The organism is Methylibium rhizosphaerae (assembly GCF_006386545.1).
Taxonomy (GTDB): domain Bacteria; phylum Pseudomonadota; class Gammaproteobacteria; order Burkholderiales; family Burkholderiaceae_C; genus Pseudorivibacter; species Pseudorivibacter rhizosphaerae.
The window spans coordinates 28687-50201 of record NZ_SWAR01000039.1 but is presented as its reverse complement, the minus strand read 5'-3'; the positions used below and the strand labels follow the sequence as shown (position 1 = coordinate 50201).

At 69.7% G+C, this 21515-nt stretch carries 16 protein-coding genes; 6 read left to right on the top strand and 10 right to left on the bottom strand.

Annotated features, from left to right (window positions below; all coding sequences use genetic code 11):
- Nucleotides 1-118: 118 nt before the first annotated feature.
- The 4 genes from ureC to ureA are packed head-to-tail and all read right to left on the bottom strand — an operon-like array spanning nt 119 to nt 2698.
- Entirely contained in the window at nt 119-1846 is a 1728-nt protein-coding gene (gene ureC / locus E8D38_RS22515; protein WP_140635844.1) for an urease subunit alpha, read from the bottom strand.
- On the bottom strand, nt 1846-2151 hold the full coding sequence (locus E8D38_RS22510) for an urease subunit beta (RefSeq protein ID WP_140635842.1): 306 nt from the start codon (nt 2149-2151) through the stop codon (nt 1846-1848). Before E8D38_RS22510 ends, ureC begins: the two co-directional genes overlap by 1 nt.
- Nucleotides 2152-2156: 5 nt before the next feature.
- Nucleotides 2157-2336: a hypothetical protein gene (locus tag E8D38_RS22505; protein ID WP_140635840.1), complete on the bottom strand. Its 180-nt coding sequence runs from the start codon at nt 2334-2336 to the stop codon at nt 2157-2159.
- 59 nt (nt 2337-2395) lie between these two features.
- Nucleotides 2396-2698: an urease subunit gamma gene (ureA, locus tag E8D38_RS22500; RefSeq protein ID WP_140635838.1), complete on the bottom strand. Its 303-nt coding sequence runs from the start codon at nt 2696-2698 to the stop codon at nt 2396-2398.
- Between the two features lie 131 nt (nt 2699-2829).
- Here ureA and E8D38_RS22495 point away from each other — a divergent pair, with 131 nt between their 5' ends.
- On the top strand, nt 2830-6327 hold the full coding sequence (locus E8D38_RS22495; protein WP_140635836.1) for a hybrid sensor histidine kinase/response regulator: 3498 nt from the start codon (nt 2830-2832) through the stop codon (nt 6325-6327).
- Entirely contained in the window at nt 6308-7252 is a 945-nt protein-coding gene (locus E8D38_RS22490; protein WP_140635834.1) for a response regulator transcription factor, read from the top strand. The genes E8D38_RS22495 and E8D38_RS22490 overlap by 20 nt, the downstream gene beginning before the upstream one ends.
- A 52-nt stretch (nt 7253-7304) precedes the next feature.
- On the opposite strand, the gene E8D38_RS22485 is transcribed toward E8D38_RS22490, so the two are convergent.
- A complete protein-coding gene (locus E8D38_RS22485) occupies nt 7305-8516 on the bottom strand; it encodes a Fic family protein (RefSeq protein WP_140635832.1) in 1212 nt (403 codons plus the stop codon).
- A gap of 134 nt (nt 8517-8650) precedes the next feature.
- A complete protein-coding gene (locus E8D38_RS22480) occupies nt 8651-9550 on the bottom strand; it encodes a LysR family transcriptional regulator (RefSeq protein WP_140635830.1) in 900 nt (299 codons plus the stop codon).
- A 99-nt stretch (nt 9551-9649) separates the two neighbouring features.
- Here E8D38_RS22480 and E8D38_RS22475 point away from each other — a divergent pair, with 99 nt between their 5' ends.
- The 4 genes from E8D38_RS22475 (at nt 9650) to E8D38_RS22455 (ending at nt 14605) form a co-directional block, all read left to right on the top strand.
- A complete protein-coding gene (locus tag E8D38_RS22475) occupies nt 9650-10996 on the top strand; it encodes an acyclic terpene utilization AtuA family protein (RefSeq protein WP_140635828.1) in 1347 nt (448 codons plus the stop codon).
- Complete coding sequence (locus E8D38_RS22470) at nt 10993-11376, top strand: AtuA-related protein (protein WP_140635826.1); 384 nt, start codon at nt 10993-10995, stop codon at nt 11374-11376. Before E8D38_RS22475 ends, E8D38_RS22470 begins: the two co-directional genes overlap by 4 nt.
- A 39-nt stretch (nt 11377-11415) precedes the next feature.
- Entirely contained in the window at nt 11416-12387 is a 972-nt protein-coding gene (locus tag E8D38_RS22465) for a Bug family tripartite tricarboxylate transporter substrate binding protein (RefSeq protein ID WP_140635824.1), read from the top strand.
- Nucleotides 12388-12481: 94 nt separating this feature from the next.
- Nucleotides 12482-14605, top strand: a complete 2124-nt coding sequence (locus E8D38_RS22455) for an alpha/beta hydrolase domain-containing protein (RefSeq protein ID WP_181179339.1) — start codon at nt 12482-12484, stop codon at nt 14603-14605.
- Nucleotides 14606-14687: 82 nt separating this feature from the next.
- Here E8D38_RS22455 and E8D38_RS22450 read toward each other — a convergent pair whose 3' ends face one another.
- From E8D38_RS22450 to E8D38_RS22435, 4 genes are all read right to left on the bottom strand, one after another.
- On the bottom strand, nt 14688-15491 hold the full coding sequence (locus E8D38_RS22450; RefSeq protein ID WP_140635817.1) for a carbonic anhydrase family protein: 804 nt from the start codon (nt 15489-15491) through the stop codon (nt 14688-14690).
- A gap of 184 nt (nt 15492-15675) precedes the next feature.
- Nucleotides 15676-18795, bottom strand: a complete 3120-nt coding sequence (locus E8D38_RS22445) for an efflux RND transporter permease subunit (protein WP_140635815.1) — start codon at nt 18793-18795, stop codon at nt 15676-15678.
- Between the two features lie 38 nt (nt 18796-18833).
- Nucleotides 18834-19982, bottom strand: coding sequence for an efflux RND transporter periplasmic adaptor subunit (locus E8D38_RS22440; RefSeq protein ID WP_140635813.1), 1149 nt, complete (start codon nt 19980-19982; stop codon nt 18834-18836).
- A gap of 27 nt (nt 19983-20009) precedes the next feature.
- Complete coding sequence (locus E8D38_RS22435) at nt 20010-21446, bottom strand: efflux transporter outer membrane subunit (protein WP_140635811.1); 1437 nt, start codon at nt 21444-21446, stop codon at nt 20010-20012.
- Nucleotides 21447-21515 lie beyond the last annotated feature (69 nt).

Sequence of the window (21515 nt, the reverse complement as noted above, 5' to 3'; positions counted from 1 at the left end):
CAGGGGCGCACTCGTTGTTGCGAAGCCTTGATGTGGGGCCTGCCACATCGGCGGCTTCGCGCCTAGATTGCGCCCCTGGCAGGCACTCACGGGGGTGCCATTTCACTGACGCAGTGGACTAGAACAGGAAGTAGCGCTGCGCCATCGGCAGCACCGTGGCCGGCTCGCAGGTGAGCAGCTGGCCGTCGGCGCGCACCTGGTAGGTCTGCGGGTCCACCTGCATCGCGGGCAGCCAGGCGTTGTGCACCATGTCGGTCTTGCGCACACTGCGGCAGCCCTTCACCACGGCCAGCTGCTTGTGCAGCCCGTAGGCCTCGGCCGCGCCGCTCGATAGGGCCACGTGGCTCACGAAGGTGAGCGAGGTGCGCGCCAGCGCGCCGCCGTAGCTGCCGAACATCGGCCGGTAATGCACCGGCTGCGGCGTCGGGATCGACGCATTCGGGTCGCCCATCGCGGCTGCGGCGATGAAGCCGCCCTTCAGGATGAGCGACGGCTTCACGCCGAAGAATGCCGGCTTCCACAACACCAGGTCGGCCCACTTGCCCACCTCGATGCTGCCCACCTCGTGAGAGAGGCCGTGCGAGATGGCCGGGTTGATCGTGTACTTGGCGACATAGCGCTTCACCCGCGCGTTGTCGTGGCGTTCGCTGTCGCCGGGCAGCTTGCCGCGCTGCTGCTTCATCTTGTGCGCCGTCTGCCAGCAGCGCAGGATCACCTCGCCCACCCGGCCCATGGCCTGCGAGTCGGAGCTGAACATGCTGATGGCGCCCAGGTCGTGCAGGATGTCCTCGGCTGCGATCGTCTCGCGGCGGATGCGGCTTTCGGCGAAGGCCAGGTCCTCGGCGATCGACGCATCGAGGTGGTGGCACACCATCAGCATGTCGAGGTGTTCGTCGAGCGTGTTGACGGTGTAGGGCCGGGTCGGGTTGGTCGAGCTCGGCAGCACGTTGGCTTCGCCCACCACCTTCAGGATGTCCGGCGCATGGCCGCCGCCCGCCCCTTCGGTGTGGAAGGTGTGGATGGTGCGGCCCTTGAAGGCGGCGATGGAGTCCTCGACGAAGCCGCTCTCGTTGAGCGTGTCGGTGTGGATGGCGACCTGGATGTCGGTCTCCTCGGCCACGCCCAGGCAGGTGTCGATGGCCGCCGGCGTGGTGCCCCAGTCCTCGTGCAGCTTGAGGCCGATGGCGCCGGCGTCGACCTGCTGGCGCAGCGCCTGCGGCCGGCTCGCGTTGCCCTTGCCGAAGAATCCCAGGTTCATCGGGAAGGCGTCGGCCGCGGCCAGCATGCGGGCGATGTTCTCGGGCCCTGGCGTGCAGGTGGTGGCGAAGGTGCCGGTGGCCGGGCCGGTGCCGCCGCCGATCATGGTCGTCACGCCCGACATCAGCGCCTCTTCGATCTGCTGCGGGCAGATCCAGTGGATGTGGGTGTCGATGCCGCCGGCGGTGACGATCATCCCCTCGCCGGCAATGATCTCGGTGCCCGGGCCGATCACGATGTCCACCCCCGGCTGCACGTCGGGGTTGCCGGCCTTGCCGATGGCGGCGATGCGCGAGCCGCGCAGGCCGATGTCGGCCTTCACGATGCCCCAGTGGTCGAGGATCAGCGCGTTGGTGATCACGCAATCGACCGCTTCGCCGGCGCCCGGGCCGTTGACGCGCTGGCTCTGGCCCATGCCGTCGCGGATGGTCTTGCCGCCGCCGAACTTCACTTCCTCGCCGTAGCCGCCGGCGCGCAGGGTGTGGTCGGCCTCGACCTCGATCACGAGGTCGGTGTCGGCCAGCCGCAGGCGGTCGCCGGTGGTGGGGCCGTACATCTCGGCATAGGCGCGTCGCTGGATCTTCGCCATCACAACGCTCCCTGTACCAGGCCGCGGAAACCCCACACCTCGCGCTCGCCGGCGTAGTCGACCAGGTCCACCGTGCGCTGCTGCCCGGGCTCGAAGCGCACCGCGGTGCCCGACGCGATGTGCAGCCGCATGCCGCGGGCGGCGGCGCGGTCGAACCTCAGCGCGCCGTTGGTCTCGGCGAAGTGGTAGTGCGAGCCGACCTGGATCGGCCGGTCGCCGGTGTTCTCGACCACCAGCGTGAGCGTGCGCCGGCCGGGGTTGAGGTCGTGCTCGCCGGGGTCGGTGAAAAGTTCGCCGGGGATCATGGTGCTCACTTCCTGCCGATCCACCAGGCCGCAGCGGCGACCAGGAGTGCCAGCGCGACGAAGCCGAACACGTCGGTCGCATGCCAGTGCGCCGCACCGGGTTGGTGATGTCCTTCATGGGCCTGGGCGGCCACGCTCGTGGCGAGCAGGGCGGCGCCTCGGAGGAGGGCGGCAGCTTGTTTCATGGGGTTCGCTCCGTTGAGGGTTCGTTGTCGTGCACCACGGCGGGTGGTGTGCCGGCAGCCTATGCAATCGGCTGGTGCACGGTCACCAACTTGGTGCCATCGGGGAAGGTGGCCTCGACCTGGATCTCCGGGATCATCTCGGCCACGCCTTCCATCACGTCGGCGCGGCTGAGCACGGTCTTGCCTTCGCTCATGAGGGCGGCCACCGACTTGCCGTCGCGGGCGCCTTCCATGATGGCCGCGGTGATCAGGGCCACCGCCTCCGGATAGTTGAGCTTGAGCCCGCGGGCCTTGCGGCGCTCGGCCAGCAGGGCCGCGGTGAAGATGAGGAGCTTGTCTTTTTCGCGAGGCGTGAGTTCCATGGCGCGTGGCTGTGCAAGTTCGCGGCCATCTTAGGCAAAGGCGGCAAAACGGCAATGCGCCCGAAGGCGTAGGCACAGGCTTTGCGATTCATGCCGGCCCCGTATCAACCCCAGGTCTTCGACCGCTCGGCATGGAATCCGCCTCGTTCACCGCCGAGTCCGCCCCCTCGCCCCCCGCGCCGGTCTCCGGCGAGGCGGTGCAGCGCGTCATCAAGATCCGCCGCGACTACAACAGCTGGGTCGCGCGCGAGACCATGGAGGACTACGCGCTGCGCTTCACGCCGCGCGCCTTCCGCAAGTGGTCGGAGCTGCGGGTGGCCAACACCGCCTTCGGCGCGGCCTCGTTCCTCGTGCTCGAGGCGGTGGGTGCGACGCTGCTGGTGCAGTACGGGTTCATCAACGCCTTCTGGGCCATCGTCGCCACCGGCCTCATCATCTTCCTGGCCGGGCTGCCCATCAGCCACTACGCGGCGCGCCACGGGGTCGACATGGACCTGCTCACCCGCGGCGCCGGCTTCGGCTACATCGGCTCGACCATCACCTCGCTCATCTACGCGAGCTTCACCTTCATCTTCTTCGCGCTCGAGGCGGCCATCATGGCCTACGCCCTCGAGCTGGCCTTCGACATCCCGCCGGCGCTGGGCTACCTGATCTGCGCGCTGGTGGTCATTCCACTGGTCACCCATGGCGTCACCGTGATCAGCCGGCTGCAGGTGTGGACCCAGCCGCTGTGGCTGGTGCTGCTGGTGCTGCCCTTCGTCTACGTGCTCAAGGAAGACCCCCAGGTGCTGGCCGGTCTGGTGGGCTACGGCGGCGACAACCAGCAGGGCGGCCGGTTCGACCTGCATCTCTTCGGCGCCGCCATGACGGTGGGCATCGCCCTCATCACGCAGATGGGCGAGCAGGTGGACTACCTGCGCTTCATGCCCGAGCGCACCGGGCGCAACCGCATGCGCTGGCTGGCCGGCATGCTGATCGGCGGGCCGGGCTGGGTGGTGCTGGGGGTGGCGAAGATGCTGGGCGGCGCGCTGCTCGCCTACCTGGCCATCAGCCACTCGGTGCCGCCTTCGCGTGCGGTGGACCCGAACCAGATGTACCTCGCCGCCTACGAGTACGTGTTCCCCACCGTCGGCTGGGCGGTGGCGGCCACCACGGTGTTCGTCGTGATCTCGCAGCTCAAGATCAACGTCACCAACGCCTACGCGGGTTCGCTCGCCTGGAGCAACTTCTTCTCGCGCCTCACGCACAGCCACCCCGGGCGGGTGGTGTGGGTCGTGTTCAACACGCTCATCGCGCTGATGCTGATGGAGCTCGAGGTCTTCCAGGCGCTGGGGGGCGTGCTGGGGCTGTATTCCAACATCGCCATCTCCTGGATGATGGCGGTGGTGGCCGACCTGGTGGTCAACAAGCCGCTGGGGCTGTCACCGAAAGGCATCGAGTTCAAGCGTGCGCACCTGTACGACGTGAACCCGGTCGGCGTGGGCGCCATGGGCATGGCCTCGGTGCTGTCGGTGGCGGCCCACCTGGGCGTGTTCGGCCCCGGCCCGCAGGCGTTCTCGGCGGCCATCGCGATGGTCACCGCGTTCGTGACCGCGCCGCTGATCGCGTGGTGGACGAAGGGCCGCTACTACATCGCGCGGCGGCCCGAAACCCCGGGCGGCGGCGCGCAGGACGGCCCCTACCTGCGCCTGCGCCAGTGCGTGATCTGCGATCGCGAATACGAAACCGACGACATGGCGCACTGCCCGGCCTACCAGGGGCCGATCTGCTCGCTGTGCTGCTCGCTCGACGCACGCTGCGACGACCTCTGCAAGCCCGATGCACGCCTGTCGGTGCAATGGAACGGCGCCCTGCGCGCGGTGCTGCCGCGTGCCATTTGGCCCTACCTCGACACCGGCCTCGGCCACTACCTGCTTGTGATGGCGGTGGTGGTGCCGCTGCTGGGCCTGCTGCTGGGGCTCATGTACTACCAGGAGCTGCGCGTGCTGGGCGAGCAGGCGGCTGCGCATGCGCCGGGACTCAAGCTCACCTTCGTGAAGGTGTATGCCGCGCTGCTGCTGGTGGCCGGCATCGTGGCCTGGTGGCTGGTGCTCACCCACAAGAGCCGGCAGGTCGCGCAGGAAGAATCGAACCGGCAGACCCACCTGCTGATGCGCGAGATCGAGTCGCACAAGCGCACCGACCTGCAGCTGCAGCATGCCAAGCGGGACGCGGAGCGCGCGCAGCATGCAGCCGAGCTCGCCAACCAGGCCAAGAGCCGCTACATCACCAACATCAGCCACGAGCTGCGCACGCCGCTCAACAGCATCCTCGGCTATGCCCAGCTGCTCGAGGAAGACGAGGCCATGCCGCCCAGGCGCCGGCAGGCGGTCGGCGTGATCCGCCGCGGAGGCGACCACCTGCTGTCGCTCATCGAGGGAACGCTCGACATCGCCCGCATCGAAGGCGGCAAGCTGACGCTCGACGTGAAGCCGATGCGCTTTCGCGAATGCGTGGAGGAGATCGCGCGGATGTTCGAGCTGCAGGCCTCGGCCAAGGCCATCGACTTCCGCCACGACCTGGGCGAGCTGCCGGCGGTGGTGCGGGCCGACGAGAAGCGCCTGCGGCAGATCCTCATCAACGTGCTCGGCAATGCGGTCAAGTTCACCGGGGCCGGCCACGTGGCCTTCCGAGTGCACTACTCGGGCGAGATGGCCCGTTTCGAGATCGAGGATTCCGGCCCCGGCATGAGCCCGCAGGAGATGGAGCACATCTTCGAACCCTTCGTGCGCGGCTCGGCCCACACCGGCGGCTCGCTTGCCGGCGGCTCGGGCCTGGGGCTCACCATCAGCAAGATGCTGACCGACCTCATGGGCGGCGAGATGACCGTGAGCAGCACGCCCGGCGTGGGCACGCTGTTCCGCATCAAGCTCTTCCTGCCGCAGGTGCGCGCGGCGGTGGCCGAACGCGAGCTGCCGCGTACCGGCCGCACCGGCTATGCCGGCGCGCGCAGGCGCGTGCTGGTGGTCGACAACGAGGAGGTCGACCGCGAGCTGCTGGCCAGCGTGCTGCAGCCGCTGGGCTTCGAGCTGCAGCAGGCCGCCAACGGCGAGGAATGCCTGGCGCTGCTGGAGGCGGGCCTCGCGCCCGATGTCATCCTGATGGACCTCGCGATGCCGGGGCTCGACGGCTGGGGCACCCTGCGGCAGATCCGCCTGCGCGGCCTCTCCAGTGCGCCGGTGGCCATCGTGTCGGCCAACGCCTTCGACAAGGGGCTCGAAAACGACGTGGGCATCCGGGCCGAGGACTTCATCGTGAAGCCGGTGCGCGTGAGCGAACTGCTCGACTGGCTGGGCGCCCGCCTGTCGCTGCAGTGGCAGCACACCGCGCCCCCGCCCCCGGCCGCGCCGGCGGTGGCGAAGCCGGCGGCGCAGGCGTATCCGCCGGCACAGCACCTGCGTGCGCTCGAAGAGCTCGTCAATCTCGGCTACTTCCGCGGCATCGTCAGCAAGCTCGACGAGATCGAAGCGGCCCATCCCGACAGTACTGACTTCGTGACCCGGCTGCGCCTGCTCGCCCGCGGGTTCCAGCTCGAAGCCATGAGTGCCCTCATCCAACAGGCCCTGCCCGATGTCGAACCGACTGCCTGACCGCTCGAGCGCCGACGTGGTGCTCATCGTCGACGACGTGCCGGACAACCTGTCGGTGCTGCACGACGCGCTCGACGAGTCCGGCTACACCGTGCTGGTGGCCACCAGCGGCGAAACCGCGCTGCAGCGTGCCGGGCAGGCGCTGCCCGACGTGGTGCTGCTCGACGCGGTGATGCCCGGCATGAGCGGCTTCGAGGTGGCGCGCCGGCTCAAGGGCGAGGCGGCCACCGCCCACATCCCGATCATCTTCATGACCGGCCTCACCGACACCGAACACGTGGTGGCCGCCTTCGAGGCCGGCGGCGCCGACTACGTGACCAAGCCGATCCGGCCCAAGGAGGTGCTCGCGCGCATCGCGGCCCATGTGCAGAGCGCCCGCCACACACGTCAGGCGCGCAATGCGCTCGACGCTTTCGGGCATGCCGCCGTGACGGTGCGCGCTTCCGACGGCCGCCTGGTCTGGCAGACGCCGCTGGCGCGCAGCCTGCTCACCCGCTATTTCGCGAGCGCCGAGCCGCAACTGCCGGAAGCGGCGACCGACTGGGTGCAGGCGCAGTCGCAGGCCCAGCTCGCCGGGCTGGCCACGTCCAGCTTCACCGTGGCCCACGGCGCCAACCGCCTCGTGCTGGCCCTGCATGAGCAGACCGGCGACGGCGAATGGCTGGTGGTGATGCGCGAGGCCTCGGACGCAGCGGTCGTCGAGGCCATGACCCACACCTTCCGGCTCACGCTGCGCGAGGCCGAGGTGCTCTACTGGGTGGTCAAGGGCAAGACCAACCGAGACATCGCCGACATCCTCGGCATGAGCGCGGCCACGGTGAAGAAGCACCTGGAGCATGTGTTCGACAAGCTCGGCGTGGAAACGCGCACCGCGGCGGCGGGGCTGGCGATCGGCAGGGTGCGGCAGCTGGCGGCGAACGGGTGAGAGTTGCCTTCAGTGGGGGGGCACGCGAGGCTCCAAATAGTGTCAACAGGCCCTAGTCCGCGGGCGGTGCCGTGGCTGCCTCCGGGTAGAGGTTGGGAAACAGGACGTTCAGCGCATCCATCGGAAAGCCGATTTCAAGTTCGCCCTTGGGGGTGCGGCTGAGCAGCAGGCCGTCCTTCAGCAGTCGCGACAGCAGCTTGCGCGCCGTGCGCTCACCCAGGCCGGTCATCTGAGCGAACTCGCCCCGTGACAAGGGACCGGCCGCGAGCAGGTGCAGCAGCGGCAGCACCGCCTCCTGGCGGTAGTCGGCATGTGCTGCACTGCGGCTGCGCAACAGCACGAGCCCGGCGATGCGCTCCTTGAGTTGCGCGATGTCGAGCATGCGACTCATGTAGCTCACCTGGTCAGCGCAAAGCTCGATGAAGAACAGGCACCACTGCCTGAGCATCTTCTCGCTGAGGTTGCCGCGTCCGTCGAGGTCGCCCTGGCGCGCCATGTCGGCATTGGCGAGGAGCTCGTAGTAGCGCTCTCGCTGACGCGCCAGGCCACGGCTGACCGACCAGAGCCCACCGCTCAGCGGCAGCAGCGCGCAGTGGGTCTGCAGGCGGCACGCTCGACCGTTGCCGTCCGAGAACGGGTGGGTCCAAGCCATGCGGTGGTGTGCCGCCGCCACGGCGTAGAGCGAAGCATCCAGCCCCCATTGCCGGCCATAGACGGCGTCGGCGCGATCAAGGAACCGGGGCAACGAAGCCCACGTCGGCGGTTGATGGCGACCGATGGAAACGTCCTCGATCCGCAGTGCTCCTGGCTCGACCAACCGGCCGTCAGGTGTGCGACGGTCGTCCTCGCTCAGTCGCCCGTACAAGCTCGCGTGCGCCTGACGCAGGAAGGCGCTGGTAAGTGCCGAAGACCCGGCGGCGATCTGCTGCTCCAGCTCCCGCTCTGCCTCTATGTGTGCGACGGCGATGCGTTGGCGGTGTGCGACGTCCGGCTTGGCGGAGAAGTCGCGCTTCAACGCCCGGTCAATGTTGACCGGGTGAGTGCCCTGCCCCTCGATGAGGTTGGAGTAGTACGAGTTCATCGTGCGCACGAGCTCGTGCAGCCGGGTTCGGCTCGTCGCGTGTACGGCCCCCTGCAACTGGAACGCCTTCTCGATCACCCCCCGTGTTTCGACCGCCAGCTGTTCAAGGCCCTGCTGAGGCAGCAGCGGCTCGAACTGATGGGCTTGGTCAAACACGCTCAGGGTGATGGGTTTTACGGACATGAGTTGCCGATCAGTAGATTGCCTTTGTGTTGTAAAAATTTCTTATTTGACAGTAGCTTATGTGAAAGATGCTGGGTCGGCAAGACAGCTTTCTGCCGGTGAAGTTGCCGATGTTTTTGCCGGTGGTGCGTTGCCTAGCCCACCTTCGGCCTGCGCAACATCACCAGCTCGAACAGCGCCTGCGCCGCCATCGAAAGCGACCGGTCCCGCCGGCGGATCAAGAACAGCTCGCGCTTGAGCCCGGGGGCGAACAGCGGGCGTGTCACCAGCGCCGGGTGCTCGAAGTGGAACAGCGTCAGCGCCGGCACGACGGTGATGCCCAGGCCCGCGCGCACCATGCCGGCCACCGTGCTGAGCTGCTCCAGTTCCAGCACCGAATGGATCTGCGCCGGCCGGATGGCGGTGTCGATGTGCTGGCGCACGCTGCTGTTGCGGGCCAGGTGCACGAAGGGCTGGCCCGGCAGGTCGGCCAGGGTGATGCGGCGCCTGTTCGCAAACGGGTGGTCGCCGCGGCAGACCACATGGAAGCGGTCTGAACAGAAAGGCTGCGCCAGCAGCTCCGGCGCACTGGCGCGCACGGCCGCCAGCGCGAAGTCGGCACGGCCCGCCCGCACCCGCTCGACGCACTCGTCGGACAACGCATCGGCCACGTCGAGCTCGATGTGCGGATGGTCCGCATGGAACTGCGCCAGCACCTCGGGCAGCCAGCCCGCGGCCAGCGCCGGCAGCGCGGCCAGCGACACCCGGCCGCGGCGCCGCGCCACGTGCTCGCCCAGGTCGGCCACCGTGACCTCCACGTCACGCAGCAGCCGCTGCGCACCGTCGAGGAAGAGGCTGCCTTCGGCGGTGAGCTCCACCGTGCGGGTGGTGCGGTCGAACAGCCGCGCGCCCAGCGCCGACTCCAGCGAGCGGATCAACGCGCTGAAGGCCGGCTGCGACAGGTGGCAGCGCGCCGCGGCCCGAGTGAAGTTGCGCGCTTCGGCCAGCGCCACGAAGGCGCGCAGCTGGCGCGTGGAAAGGTTCGGGTCACTCATCTGCGAAGCCGATCAATTCATCCAAACAAACGAATTCTCCTTTCAACGCGGCCCTCCTAGAGTGAGGTCCATCCCGCGCTTCCGCGGTGGAACGGACCCATGACAACGCCCTTGCTCGTCGGCAATGCGGCCGGCTTTTCCGGCGACCGCACCGACGCCGCCCGCCCCGTGGTGGACACGCTCATCGCCCGCGGCGGCCCGGCGGTGCTGATCTTCGAGACGCTGGCCGAGCGCACGCTGGCGCTGGCGCAGCTGGCCCGCCAGGCCGACCCCGAGGCCGGCTACGAGCCCCTGCTGGTCGACATGCTCCAGCCGGTGCTGGCCGACTGCCTGGCCCATCGCATCCGCATCGTCGGCAACTTTGGCGCAGCCAACCCGCAGGCCGCGGCGCGCCGGCTGCTGCGGCTGGCAAGCGAGCTGCGGCTGCGACGCCCCAGGGTGGCCGTGGTGAGCGGCGACGACCTTGCAGGGCCGGAACACGAAGCCCTGCTGCGCGAGGCCCTGCGCCCGGCCTCGGCCGGCCTGCAGATCGCCAGCGCCAATGCCTACCTGGGCGCGCAGGCCATTGCCGCCGCGCTGCGCGAGGGCGCCGACATCGTGGTCACCGGCCGGGTGGCCGACCCCTCCCTCACCGTGGGCCCTGCGCTCGCCCACTTCGGCTGGGCCGAAGACGACTGGGATCGGCTGGCCGGCGCCACCATGGCCGGCCACCTGCTCGAATGCGGCGCGCAGGTGTGCGGCGGCTACTACGCCGACCCCGGCTTCAAGGACGTGCCGGACCTGGCCCATGTGGGCTATCCGATCGCCGAGCTGTTCGACGACGGCAGCTGCCTCGTCGGCAAAGCGGCGGGTACCGGAGGCTGCGTCGACGAGCACACGGTCAAGGAGCAGCTGCTGTACGAGCTGCACGACCCGCGTGCCTACCTCACGCCCGACGTGGTGGCCGACATCGGCGAGGCGCGTGTCGAAGCGGCCGGCCCGGACCTCGTGCGCCTGTGTGGCGTGCGCGGCCATGCCCGGCCGGCCACGCTGAAGGTCAACGTGTTCCATCCGCACGGCTGGCTGGCCGAAGGCGAGATCTCGTATGCCGGCCGCGGCGCAGAGGCGCGGGCCCGGCTGGCCGCAGACGTGCTGCGCTCGCGGCTTGCCGGCTGCGGGCCGCTGCGGGTGGACTTCATCGGCGTCTCCAGCGTGTTCGCCGACGACGCCGGCCGCTGGCTCGCGGCGCAGCCCGAAGGCGACGCACGCGACGTGCGCCTGCGCATGGCGATGAACCACGACGACCGGCGCACCGCCGAGCGCCTGCTGCGCGAGGTGACGGCGCTCTACACCTGCGGCCCCGCCGGCGGCGGCGGCGTGCGCACCGCGCTGCGCCAGCGGCTGGGCACGGTGTCGTGCCTGGTGCCGCGCGAGCGCGTGCCGCAGACCTGGGAGTTCATCGGATGAATGCGAACGACACGCTGGCCGTGCCGCTGCACTGCCTCGCCCACGGCCGCACCGGCGACAAGGGCGATCGCTCCAACATCAGCGTCATCGCCTGGCATCCGGCGCTGTACCCGCTGCTGGTGGAGCAGGTCACCGAGCAAGCCGTGGCCCGCCAGTTCGCCCACCGCCGCCCGCAACGCGTGATGCGGCACCTCCTGCCTCACCTGCAGGCGATGAACTTCGTGCTCGACGGCGTGCTCGACGGCGGCGTGAACGATGCGCTCAACCTCGACAGCCACGGCAAGGCGCTGTCGTTCCTGCTGCTCGACCTGCCGGTGGCCGTGCCGCAGGCGCTGCAGCCGCTGCTCAGGAACCCCTCGCCGCTTTCCCCGCCCCCCTGATCCTGATCCCCCGCTCGACATTACAACGGAGACAAACGCATGACCTCTCTCACCCGCCGCCCGCTGCTCGCGCTGGCCGCTGCCATGGCCTTCGGCCAGCCCTTCGCCGCGCAGGCCGCCTACCCCGAGAAGCCGATCACCTTCGTCGTGCCCTTCGCGGCCGCCAGCGCCACCGACCAGCTCGCACGGGCACTGGGCCAATCCGTCGCCGCGCAGACGAAGCAGTCCGTGGTGGTGGACAACAAGGCCGGCGCCAGCGGCATGCTGGCCGCGCAGCAGGCCGCCCGCGCACCGGCCGACGGCTACACGGTGCTCATCACCACCAACACCACGCAGGCGGCCAACCAGCACCTCTACAAGAAGCTGGCCTACGACCCTGTGAAGGACTTCGCGCCGGTCACCGGCCTGGGCAAGGGCGGGCAGGTGATGGTGGTACGCGCCGATGCGCCCTTCAAGAGCGTGGCCGACGTGGTGGCCCGCGCGAAGCAGCAGCCTGGCAAGCTCAGCTTCGGCAGCGGCAGTTCGTCGAGCCGGGTGGCCGGCGAGATGTTCCAGCAGCTGTCGGGCACCGAGATCCTGCACGTGCCCTACAAGAGCAACCCGCAGGCCCTCACCGACCTCATGGGCGGCCAGTTCGACTTCATGATCACCGACACGGCGACCGGCCTGCCGCAGGTGAAGGCCGGCAAGCTGAAGGCGCTGGGTTTTTCGACGCAGAAGCGCAGCCCGCTGCTGCCCGACGTGCCCACCATCGCCGAAGCCGGCGTGCCCGGCTACGACATGGGCTACTGGTTCGCCGCCTACGTGCCGGCCGGCACGCCGCAGCCGGTGGTGGCGCGGCTGAACGAACTGCTCACCCAGGCCGCCAGGAGCGCCGAGGCCCGGGCCTTCTTCGAGGGCAGCGGCGTCGAGGCGTGGACCACCACGCCCGACGAGCTGGCGAAGTTCCAGGCGGCCGAAACCCAGAAGTGGGGCAAGGTCATCAAGGCCGCGGGCATCGAGCCCGAGTAAGCCGGCGCCTGACCCCATTCCTTGAAAAGCCGGCGGCACAGCCGGCGGGGCGCAGCCGTGCCCGAACCGTCCTTCGAGAACACAGGAGACAACCATGAAGACACTGCATCGCAGCTCGGCCGGCGCCGCAGCGCTGGCCCTCATGCTGGCCGCCTGTGGCGGCGACGACGACGCCCCCGCCACGCCAGCAGCGACCCCGCGCGTCACGCTGGCGATCACCGCGACCGAGGACTTTGCCGGCAGCTACGGCACCGTGGGCGCCTATGAGCGCGTCACCGGCACGCTGAGCGGCGAGGTGGATCCTCACGAACCGAAGAATGCGGTGATCCAGGACCTCGAGCTCGCGCCGGTCAACAGCCGCGGCATGGTGGAGTTCAAGGCCGACTTCGTGATGCTCAAGCCCAAGGACATGAGCCGCGCCAGCGGCGTGCTGCGCTACGACGCCCCCAACCGCGGCAACATCCTCACCATGCCCAACCCCACCGCCGTGCCGGGCGATGCGGTGTACCTCGAGCGCGGCTATGTGCTGCTGTATTCCGCCTGGCAGGGCGACGTGCCCAAGAGCAACCCGAACCGCCTCACCGTCACCGTGCCGGTGGCAAAGAACCCGGACGGCTCGTCGATCACAGGCCCCTACAAGACCGAGCTCGTGCCGGCCGCGGCCACGCCGGTGATGAGCCTGCCCGGCGGGGTGTTCAACGGCAGCATGATTCCCTACGAGCCGGCCAGCCTCGACAACACCTTGCCCGGCTATTCGCTCACCCGCCGCCGCAACGAGACCGACCCGCGCATCGTCATACCGGCGGGCGACTGGAAGTTCGCCGCCTGCGATGCCGCGGCCAACCCCTTCCCGGGCACGGCCGATGCAACCAAGGTCTGCCTGAAGGGCGGCTTCGACCCGCAGTACCTCTATGAGCTGGTGTACGTGGCCAGGGACCCCAAGGTCATGGGGGTGGGCCTCGCGGCGCTGCGCGACACGGTGAGCTTCTTCCGCGGCAAGGCGGCCGACAGCGACGGCAACCCCAACCCGCTGGCCGGTCGCATCACCCATGCCATCGGGCAGGGCACCTCGCAGTCGGGCAACGCGATGAAGACCTTCCTGCACCTGGGCTTCAACCAGGCGCTCGACGGCAGCAAGGTGTTCGATGGCGTCTATGCGCATGTGGCCGCACGCCAGACGCATATCAACACCCGCTTCGCCGTGCCGGGCGGCGGTGGCGGCCTGCGCACCGACCACACCGCGTTCGGCCAGACCGCACCGCGGGCGCTCGCGGCGGACTATGTGGACGAGCTCACCGGCCGGCAGGGCGGCGTGATGAAGCGCTGCGCCGCCAGCAACACCTGCCCGAAGTTCTTCCTCGGCCTGTCGGGCACCGAGTTCTGGCAGCTGCAGGGCTCGCCGGTGCTGACCGATGCCTTCGGCCAGCGCGACCTCGTGCAGCCCGACAACGCGCGCATCTACTACTACGCCAGCACGCAGCACGGCGGGCCGGGCGGCACCGCGAGCATCAACTACACGCCCGGCCGCAACCTGTACCCGGCCGGCACGGTGGTGCACTTCAACGACACCTTCCGTGCGCTGTTCATGGCGCTGGAAGACTGGGTGGTGCGCGACGTCGCGCCACCCGCCAGCCAGGTGCCCAGGCTCGCCGACGGCACGCTGGTGCGGCCGGACCAGCTGGTGTTCCCGGTCATGCAGGGCCTGGAGTGGCCGGTGAACGGCACGCCCACCGCGGTGCCGGCGTTCAACTACCTGGCGCGCTACAACGGCTTCCCGCTGCTCGACTTCGGACCGGAGTACCGCCCGCAGGACGAGTCGGGCATCGCGACGCTGCTGCCGCCGGCCTACCTCAACAAGGACTACGCCATCCTCGTGCCGCAGGTGGATGCGACCACCGGCCTCACCGTGGCCGGCATCCGCAGCGTGGAGGCGAGGGTCCCGCTGGGCACCAGCATCGAGTTCAACTACCCGGCTGCAGCCGGCGTGGTGGACCTGTCCAACCTCACCGGCGCCTTCATTCCCTTCCACAAGACCGAGGCGCAGCGCCTCGCAGCGGGCGACACCCGGCCTTCGCTCGAAGCGCTGTACGGCGACCAGGCCGGCTATGTGGCGGCCGTGACCGCCGCGGCAGACGAACTGGTGGCGCAGCGGCTGCTGCTGAGGCGGGATGCGGACGCCATCGTGGCGCGGGCGGCGGGGCAGGTGGTGTTGCCGTAGGAGGCGGTTGAAACACCGGACCGCTCAAATGACAAAGGCCCTCTCGAGGGCCTTTGTCTCTCTGTCAGGGAAAGCAGGCGGCTCAGTGGTGAACGTGGTAGACCTTGCGCCCGTTCAGCGGCTGCGTCTCGCGGGAGTTGCCTTCCTCGAAGAGCCGCTTGAAGGTGTTGATCTGCTGCCGGGTCAATTCCACCGGCTTTGTCAGCACCACCCACTGCACGTTCTCGGGGAAGACGTCGGCGCTGAGCTGGTCTTCGATCGAGCCGCCTTGCGCGCTGCAGTTGGTGAAGGTCGAAGGAGCGGTCAGCGAGCCGGAGTAGCGCCAGGAGGCGTCCAGCTTCGGCAGCACCTTGTTCAGGTCGAAGTTGGTGATGCTCACCGCCGACTTCGTGGAATCCTCCGGCAAGTCCTTGCGGTCGAAGATCTTGCTCAGCTCGTTGTGAGCGTCGGAGTCCGGCTTGATCATCGCGCCGATCACGAGCAGGGCCTCGGGGTCGCAGGGCAGCGCACCGGTGCGCAGATGCACGAAGTGCACTTCCATCGGCGCCCCCTTGTCGTTCACCTTGTGCTCCGAAGGCGTGTGGAAGTGGAACTGCAGCAGGTCGTACTGCTGATGTCCGACCATCACGTATGAAGAGCCCGACGGCGTGGCACGCAGCGTGGCCCATTCCTTGTGCACCAGGGGCACGCGGTTCGGGTTGTACGTGTTCACCACGTTCAGCGTGGCGCTGGACTGGTAGACCGCCGTGATCTGCGGTGCGTGGTGGACATCGACGACGTCCTTCTTGTCGATGTTGATCGGGCTCTGGCGAACGCCTTCCGCGTATGCGCCAGCTGTCAGTGCCATCGCGACGGCCAGGACCGTCGAGCGGAATTTGATGTTCATGTCTGTGCGTAGATGAGTTGAAAGAACCGTCGCTCAGCAGGACTCTTGCGGATCCGGTCAGTGCAAGGCCGACTCCCTTCGCATGCCATTTTTGGCGAGGCTCAATTGGCGGTCATGACGCTTGTCTGACCAGTCGATTACCCTGGCATGGCCGGCAGCAGATGCTTCGCGGTGAGATGCATCGCTACGTGGTCGAGCCGGCCAGGGGGGCGGGCTGAGCCGCCGCGGCCTGGGCCCGCCTGCCGCGCAGCCCCAGCCGCGCCGCCAGCCGCCCGATCCAGGCCTGCAGGTCGTCCACGTAGGTGAACACCGCAGGCACCACCAGCAGGCTCAGCAGCGTGGAGGTGATGAGGCCGCCGATCACCGCAATCGCCATCGGCGAGCGGAACGCCGGATCGGCGCCCATGCCCAAGGCCAGCGGCAGCATGCCCGCACCCATGGCGATGGTGGTCATGATGATCGGGCGACTGCGCTTGTGGCAGGCATCCACCAGTGCATCGAAGCGGCCCATGCCCTGCTGGCGCGCGACGATGGCGTATTCCACCAGCAGGATGGAGTTCTTCGTCACCACGCCCATCAGCATGATGAGGCCGATCATCGAGGGCATCGACATCGCGTTGTTCGTGACCAGCAGCGCCACGAAGGCACCGCCGATGGACAGCGGCAGCGCGGCCAGGATGGTGGCCGGCTGCATGAAGTCCTTGAACAGCAGCACCAGCACGCCGTAGATGCAGAACACGCCGATCGCCATGGCGATGGAGAAGCTTTCGAACAGCGCGTTCATCTCCTGCGTGTCGCCCAGTTCGGCCAGCTTCACGCCCGGCGGCAGGTTGCGCAGCGAGGGCAGCTGCAGCGCCTCCTCGTACGCCTCGCCCAGGCTGCGGTTGCCCAGTTCCACGTCGAGGGTGACGTTGCGGCTGCGGTCCAGGCGGTTGATCTGGGCCGGGCCGCTTTCCATGGTCACGCGGGTCACCGTGCCCAGCATCACCGGCTGGCCGTTCTTGCCCGGCACGGTCAGCCGCTCGATGGCGGCGAGGTCGCCGCGGGTCGCGTCGGGCAGCTTCACCCGCACCGGGATCTGCCGCTCGCTCAGGTTGAGCTTGGGCAGGCCCTGGTCATAGTCGCCGGCGGTGGCAACACGCACCGTCTCGCCGATCTTCGAGGTCGTCACGCCCAGGTCGGCGGCCCGCGCGGTGTCGGGCCGCACGATGATCTCCGGCCGCACCAGCGCGGCGCTGGAGCTCACCGCGCCCACGCCCTTGAGCGTGCGCAGGTCGCGAACCGCGGCCTGGGCGGCCGCGTCGAGCGCCCTGGCGTCTTCGCTGCGCAGCACGATCTGCATCTTCACGCCGTTGTCCATGGCACCGATCTGGAAGCGCGCGCCTGGCAGCTCCGACAGCTCATGGCGGATCAGGGCTTCGATGTCCTTGATCGACTCCCTGCGCTGGTCGCGGTGGGCGAGCGTCAGCGTGAGCACCGCGCGGCGCGGCTCGGCAGCGGCGCCCTGGGTGAAGGCATTGCCGGTGGAGCCGCCGCCGATCGAGCTGAACACCGACTTCACCTGCGGCGAGGTCAGCGCGGCGAGCCGGGCCTTTTCCGCCACGCTCCAGGTCTCGGCCAGGGTGCTGCCCGGTGGCAGCTCGATGTTGATCTGCGTCTGGGCGCGGTCGCTGGCCGGCACGAAGCCGGTGGGCAGCAGCCCGATCAGCGACACCGAGCCGGCAAAGAAGGCGGCAGCGCCGATGGCGGTGGCGCGGCGGTGATGCAGGCACCACCGCATGGTGCGCATGTACAGCGCCATCAGCCAGCCGTCCTCGCCCTGTTCGTGCTTCACCGGCTTGAGCAGGTAGGCGGCCATCATCGGCGTGAGGAAGCGCGCCACCACCAGCGATGCGAGGATGGCCACCACCGCCGTCCAGCCGAACTGCTTGAAGAACTTGCCCGGGATGCCGCCCATGAAGGCGGTGGGCAGGAACACCGCCACCAGCGCAAAGGTGGTGGCGATCACCGCCAGGCCGATCTCGTCGGCCGCCTCCGTGGCCGCCTGCTTCGGCGTCTTGCCCATCTGGAGGTGGCGCGAGATGTTCTCGATCTCGACGATGGCGTCGTCCACCAGGATGCCGACCACGAGTGCGAGCGACAGCAGCGTCACCGTGTTGAGGGTGAAGCCGAAGTACTGCATGCCCAGGAAGGCCGGGATCACCGACAGCGGCAGTGCGGCCGTGGCCACCAGGGTGGCGCGCCAGTCGCGCAGGAACCACCACACCACCAGCACCGCCAGGATGGCGCCCTCGTAGAGCAGGTGCATCGAGCCGTCGAAGTTCTCCTGCACCGGCGTGGCGTTGTCGATCACCTCGTCGATCTGCACGTTGCGGTGTTCGGCAGCGAGCTCGGCGATCGCCTTGCGCGCGCCCTTCATCACGTCGATCTCGCTGGCGCCCTTGGAACGGAAGATCTCGATGCCCACCACCTTGTGGCCGTCCTGCAGCGCGACGCTGCGGCGCTCGGCGATGGTGTCGCTCACCCGGGCCACCTGGTCGAGCCGCACGCTGCGGCCGTCGGACAGCGGCACTTCCATGGCGGCCAGTTCGGCGGCCGAGCCGGCGGTGGCGATGGTGCGCACCGTCTGCTCGGCGCCGCTCACGTCGCCGCGGCCGCCGGGCGCTTCCTGCTGTACCTGCCTGAGGCGCTGCGACACGTCGAGCGCGCTCACCTTGAGTGCGGCCATGCGTGCGGCGTCGAGCTCCACCAGCACCTCGCGGTCCACGCCGCCCACGCGCTTGACCGAGCCGATGCCGGGCACGCTGAGCAGCTTCTTGGTCAGCGTGTTGTCGACGAACCAGGAAACCTCCTGCTCGTCGAGCTGTTGCGAAGAGGCGGTGTAGGTCATCACCACGCGGCCGGCCACGCTGGCCTTGCTGACGGTGGGCTCGCGCAGGTCGGCCGGCAGGTCGGAGCGGATGTTGGTGACCGCATCGCGCACCTCGTCCAGCGCCTCGGCCGGGTCCTTCTCGATCTCGAATTCGACCGCGAGGCTCACCGTGCCGTCGCGCACCGTGGTGTGCATGTGCTTCACGCCGGCCACGGTGGCGATGGAGTCCTCCATCTTGCGCGCCACCTCGGTTTCGAGCTGCGCGGGAGCGGCGCCCTCGAGCGTGGCCGAGACGTTGACGATGGGCAGCTCGATGTCCGGGAAGTCCTGCACGGCGCTGGACTTGAACGACATCACGCCGGCCAGCGTGAGCAGCGCGAACAGCATGATCACCACCACCGGGTTGCGGATGGCCATTGCCGAGACGTTCATGTGTGTCCCCTGGGGTTGGGTGGAACGATGTCGTGTGTTCAAAGCGCAGTGCGCGGCCGGGCCGGCAACGGTGCGGCGCCGGCCGCCGCAGGGGCCTGCGTCACCTTCACCAGGTCGCCGTCGCTCAGGAAGCCGGCGCCCGCGGCCACCAGCATCGCGTCGGGCTGCAGGCCTTCGACCACCTCGACGCGCTGGCCGCTGCGGCGCCCGGTGGTCACGCGGGTCTGCACCACGCGGTGGTCCGGGCTCACGCGAAAGAGGTAGCTGAAGCCGTCGCGCACCACCAGCGCCTGCTGCGGCACGGTGAGGGCCGGCGTCTGGCCGAGCAGGAATTCGCCCTGCGCGAACATGCCGGCCTTCAGCGGCGTCTTCGCGGGCAGGTCCACGTACACCAGGCCGGAGCGCGTGTGCGCATCGACGGTGGGCGCCACCATGCGCACGGTGCCCTCCACCTGGCTGCCGTCGGCCGCGGCGATGCGCGCGGGGGTGCCGGGCGACAGCCGCGTCAGCTCCGCCGACGTGACCTCGGCGCGCCATTCGAGCCGGCCGCCGCGGATGAGCCGGAAGAGTTCCTGGCCGGTGCCGGTGACCGCCCCCACGGTGGCGTTGCGGGCCGAGATCACGCCGTCGTCCGGCGCCAGCACCTGCGTCCTGGCCAGGCGCAGCGCCTGCGCACGGGCCGCAGCGCGCTGCGCTTCGACGCGGGCCTGGGCCGTCTGCTCGGCGGTGAGGTACTGGTGGATCTGCTGCGCGCTGAGGGCGCCGCTTTCCTGCATCGACCGGGCGCGTTCGGCATTGGCCTGTGCGTCGGCCGCGGCGGCTTCCGCCTCGGCCACCGCCGCCCGGATCTGCGCCAGCTCGGCCGCCGTGGTGTCGGCGTCATAGGTGGCGAGCACCTGGCCGCGGCGCACCACGTCGCCCACGTTCACATGCACCGCCACCAGGCGCAGGCCCGGCACTTCGGCGCCGATGCTGGCTTCCTGCCAGGCGGCCACGCTGCCGTGGGCGCTGAACTGCTGCGCCAGCTGCAGCCGCTGCGGGGTTTCAAGGGTCACGGTCAGTGCCGGCCTGGCAGGCTCGGGTGCCTCTTCCTTCCTGGAGGCCCGGGCGTTGATGAGCAGGCCGGCGGCGGCCAGCAGCGCCACCGACACGGTGGCGGCGACGAGGATGCGTTTCGGGTATTTCATGGTGTCGTTCCGGTGGGGGTGTTGGGGTCAGCGCGGGGTGCCCTGCGCCAGCGGCTCGGGCCGGTCGGCCCAGCTGCCGCCGAGTGCGCGGTACAGGGAGATCCAGGCGACCACGCGCTCGCGCTGCAGCTCGGTCAATGCGTTCTGCGCCTGCAGGTCGCTGCGTCGCGCGTCTTCCAGCTCGAACAGGCTGGCCAGCCCGCCGCGCTGGCGCGTCTGCGCCGCCACGAACGAGGTGCGGAAGCCCTCGGCCGCGATGCGAGCGTCTTCCGCACGTTCGGCCGTGCCCTGCAGCGTGACCAGCGCCTGCTCCACTTCACGCACGGCCATGCGCAGCCGTGCGCGGTACACGGCGCCGGCTTCGTCGTAGCGGGCGCGCGCGGCCAGCAGGTTGGCGCGGCGGGTGCCGCCGTCGAAGAGCGGCAGCGAGACCGTCAGCGGCCCCAGGCTCCACAAGGTGCCGTCGCTGGTGCCGAAGCCGGTCTCGATGCGGCTGGCGCCGATGCTGCCGCCCAGGCTCACCCGCGGGTAGCGGGCCGCTTCGGTCTGCGAGAGGTCGGCGCTGGCGGCCACCACGTCGCGGGCGGCGGCCAGCAGGTCGGGCCGCTGGGCCAGCGCCTGTGCCGGCACGCTGTGCACCGCAATGGCGGCCGGCTGCGGCACGCGGGCGGTGGCGCCGGCCAGCTGCGTGCGCAATGCCGGCTCGTCCAGGCCGGTGAGCGCCACCAGCGACTTGACGTTGAGTTCGCACTGCGTGCGCTGCTGCGTCACGTTGTTGCGGCCCTGGGCCGCCGTGGCGCGCGAGAGCGCCGCGTTCGCTGCCGGCTGAAAGCCGCCGCGTGCACTCTGTTCGGTCAGGCGGGCCGTCTCTGCGCGCGAGGTGGCGTCGGCTTCGGCCTGCTGCAGCTGTGCTTCGCAGGCGCGGTGGTTCACATAGCTGGTGGCCACCTCGGCAGCCACCGACACGCGGGCGTCATGCCACTGCGCGTGAGCGGCCTCGAGCCGTGCCTGCGCGGCCGAGGCACCGGCCCGGTTGCCGCCGAAGAGGTCGATCTCCCATGCCGCCTGCAGCCCGGCCGACTGCGTGTTGGCCAGCGGCGCGCCGAGCTCCTGGCGGCCGCGGGCGAAGCTGCTGCTGGCGTTCAGCGTGGGGCCGAGCGCGGCGCCTGCGGCGGTGCGCGAAGCCCGCGCCTGCTCGATGCGCGAGGCGGCCTGGGCGACGCTCGGGCTGGCTGCCTGCGAGGCGGTGATGAGCCGCCCGAGCAGCGGGTCGTCGAACTGCTGCCACCAGGCGTCGAGTTCGCCGAGCTGGCCGCCATGCGGCAGCGGCGCATGCCATTGCGGCGGCAGCGAGGCCGCCGGAGCCGGGGCCTCGCTGTTGGAGCCGGCGAACAGGGCGCAGCCCTGGAGGCAGGCCGAAGCGGCCAGGCCTGCGACGTGGCGGCGGTTGAGCTTGAAGGGCATGGGGCCTCCTCGTGGTGGGACGGGAGGCAGTGTGGGCAGCGCTCATATCAGCCTGGCTTCAGCCGCGGC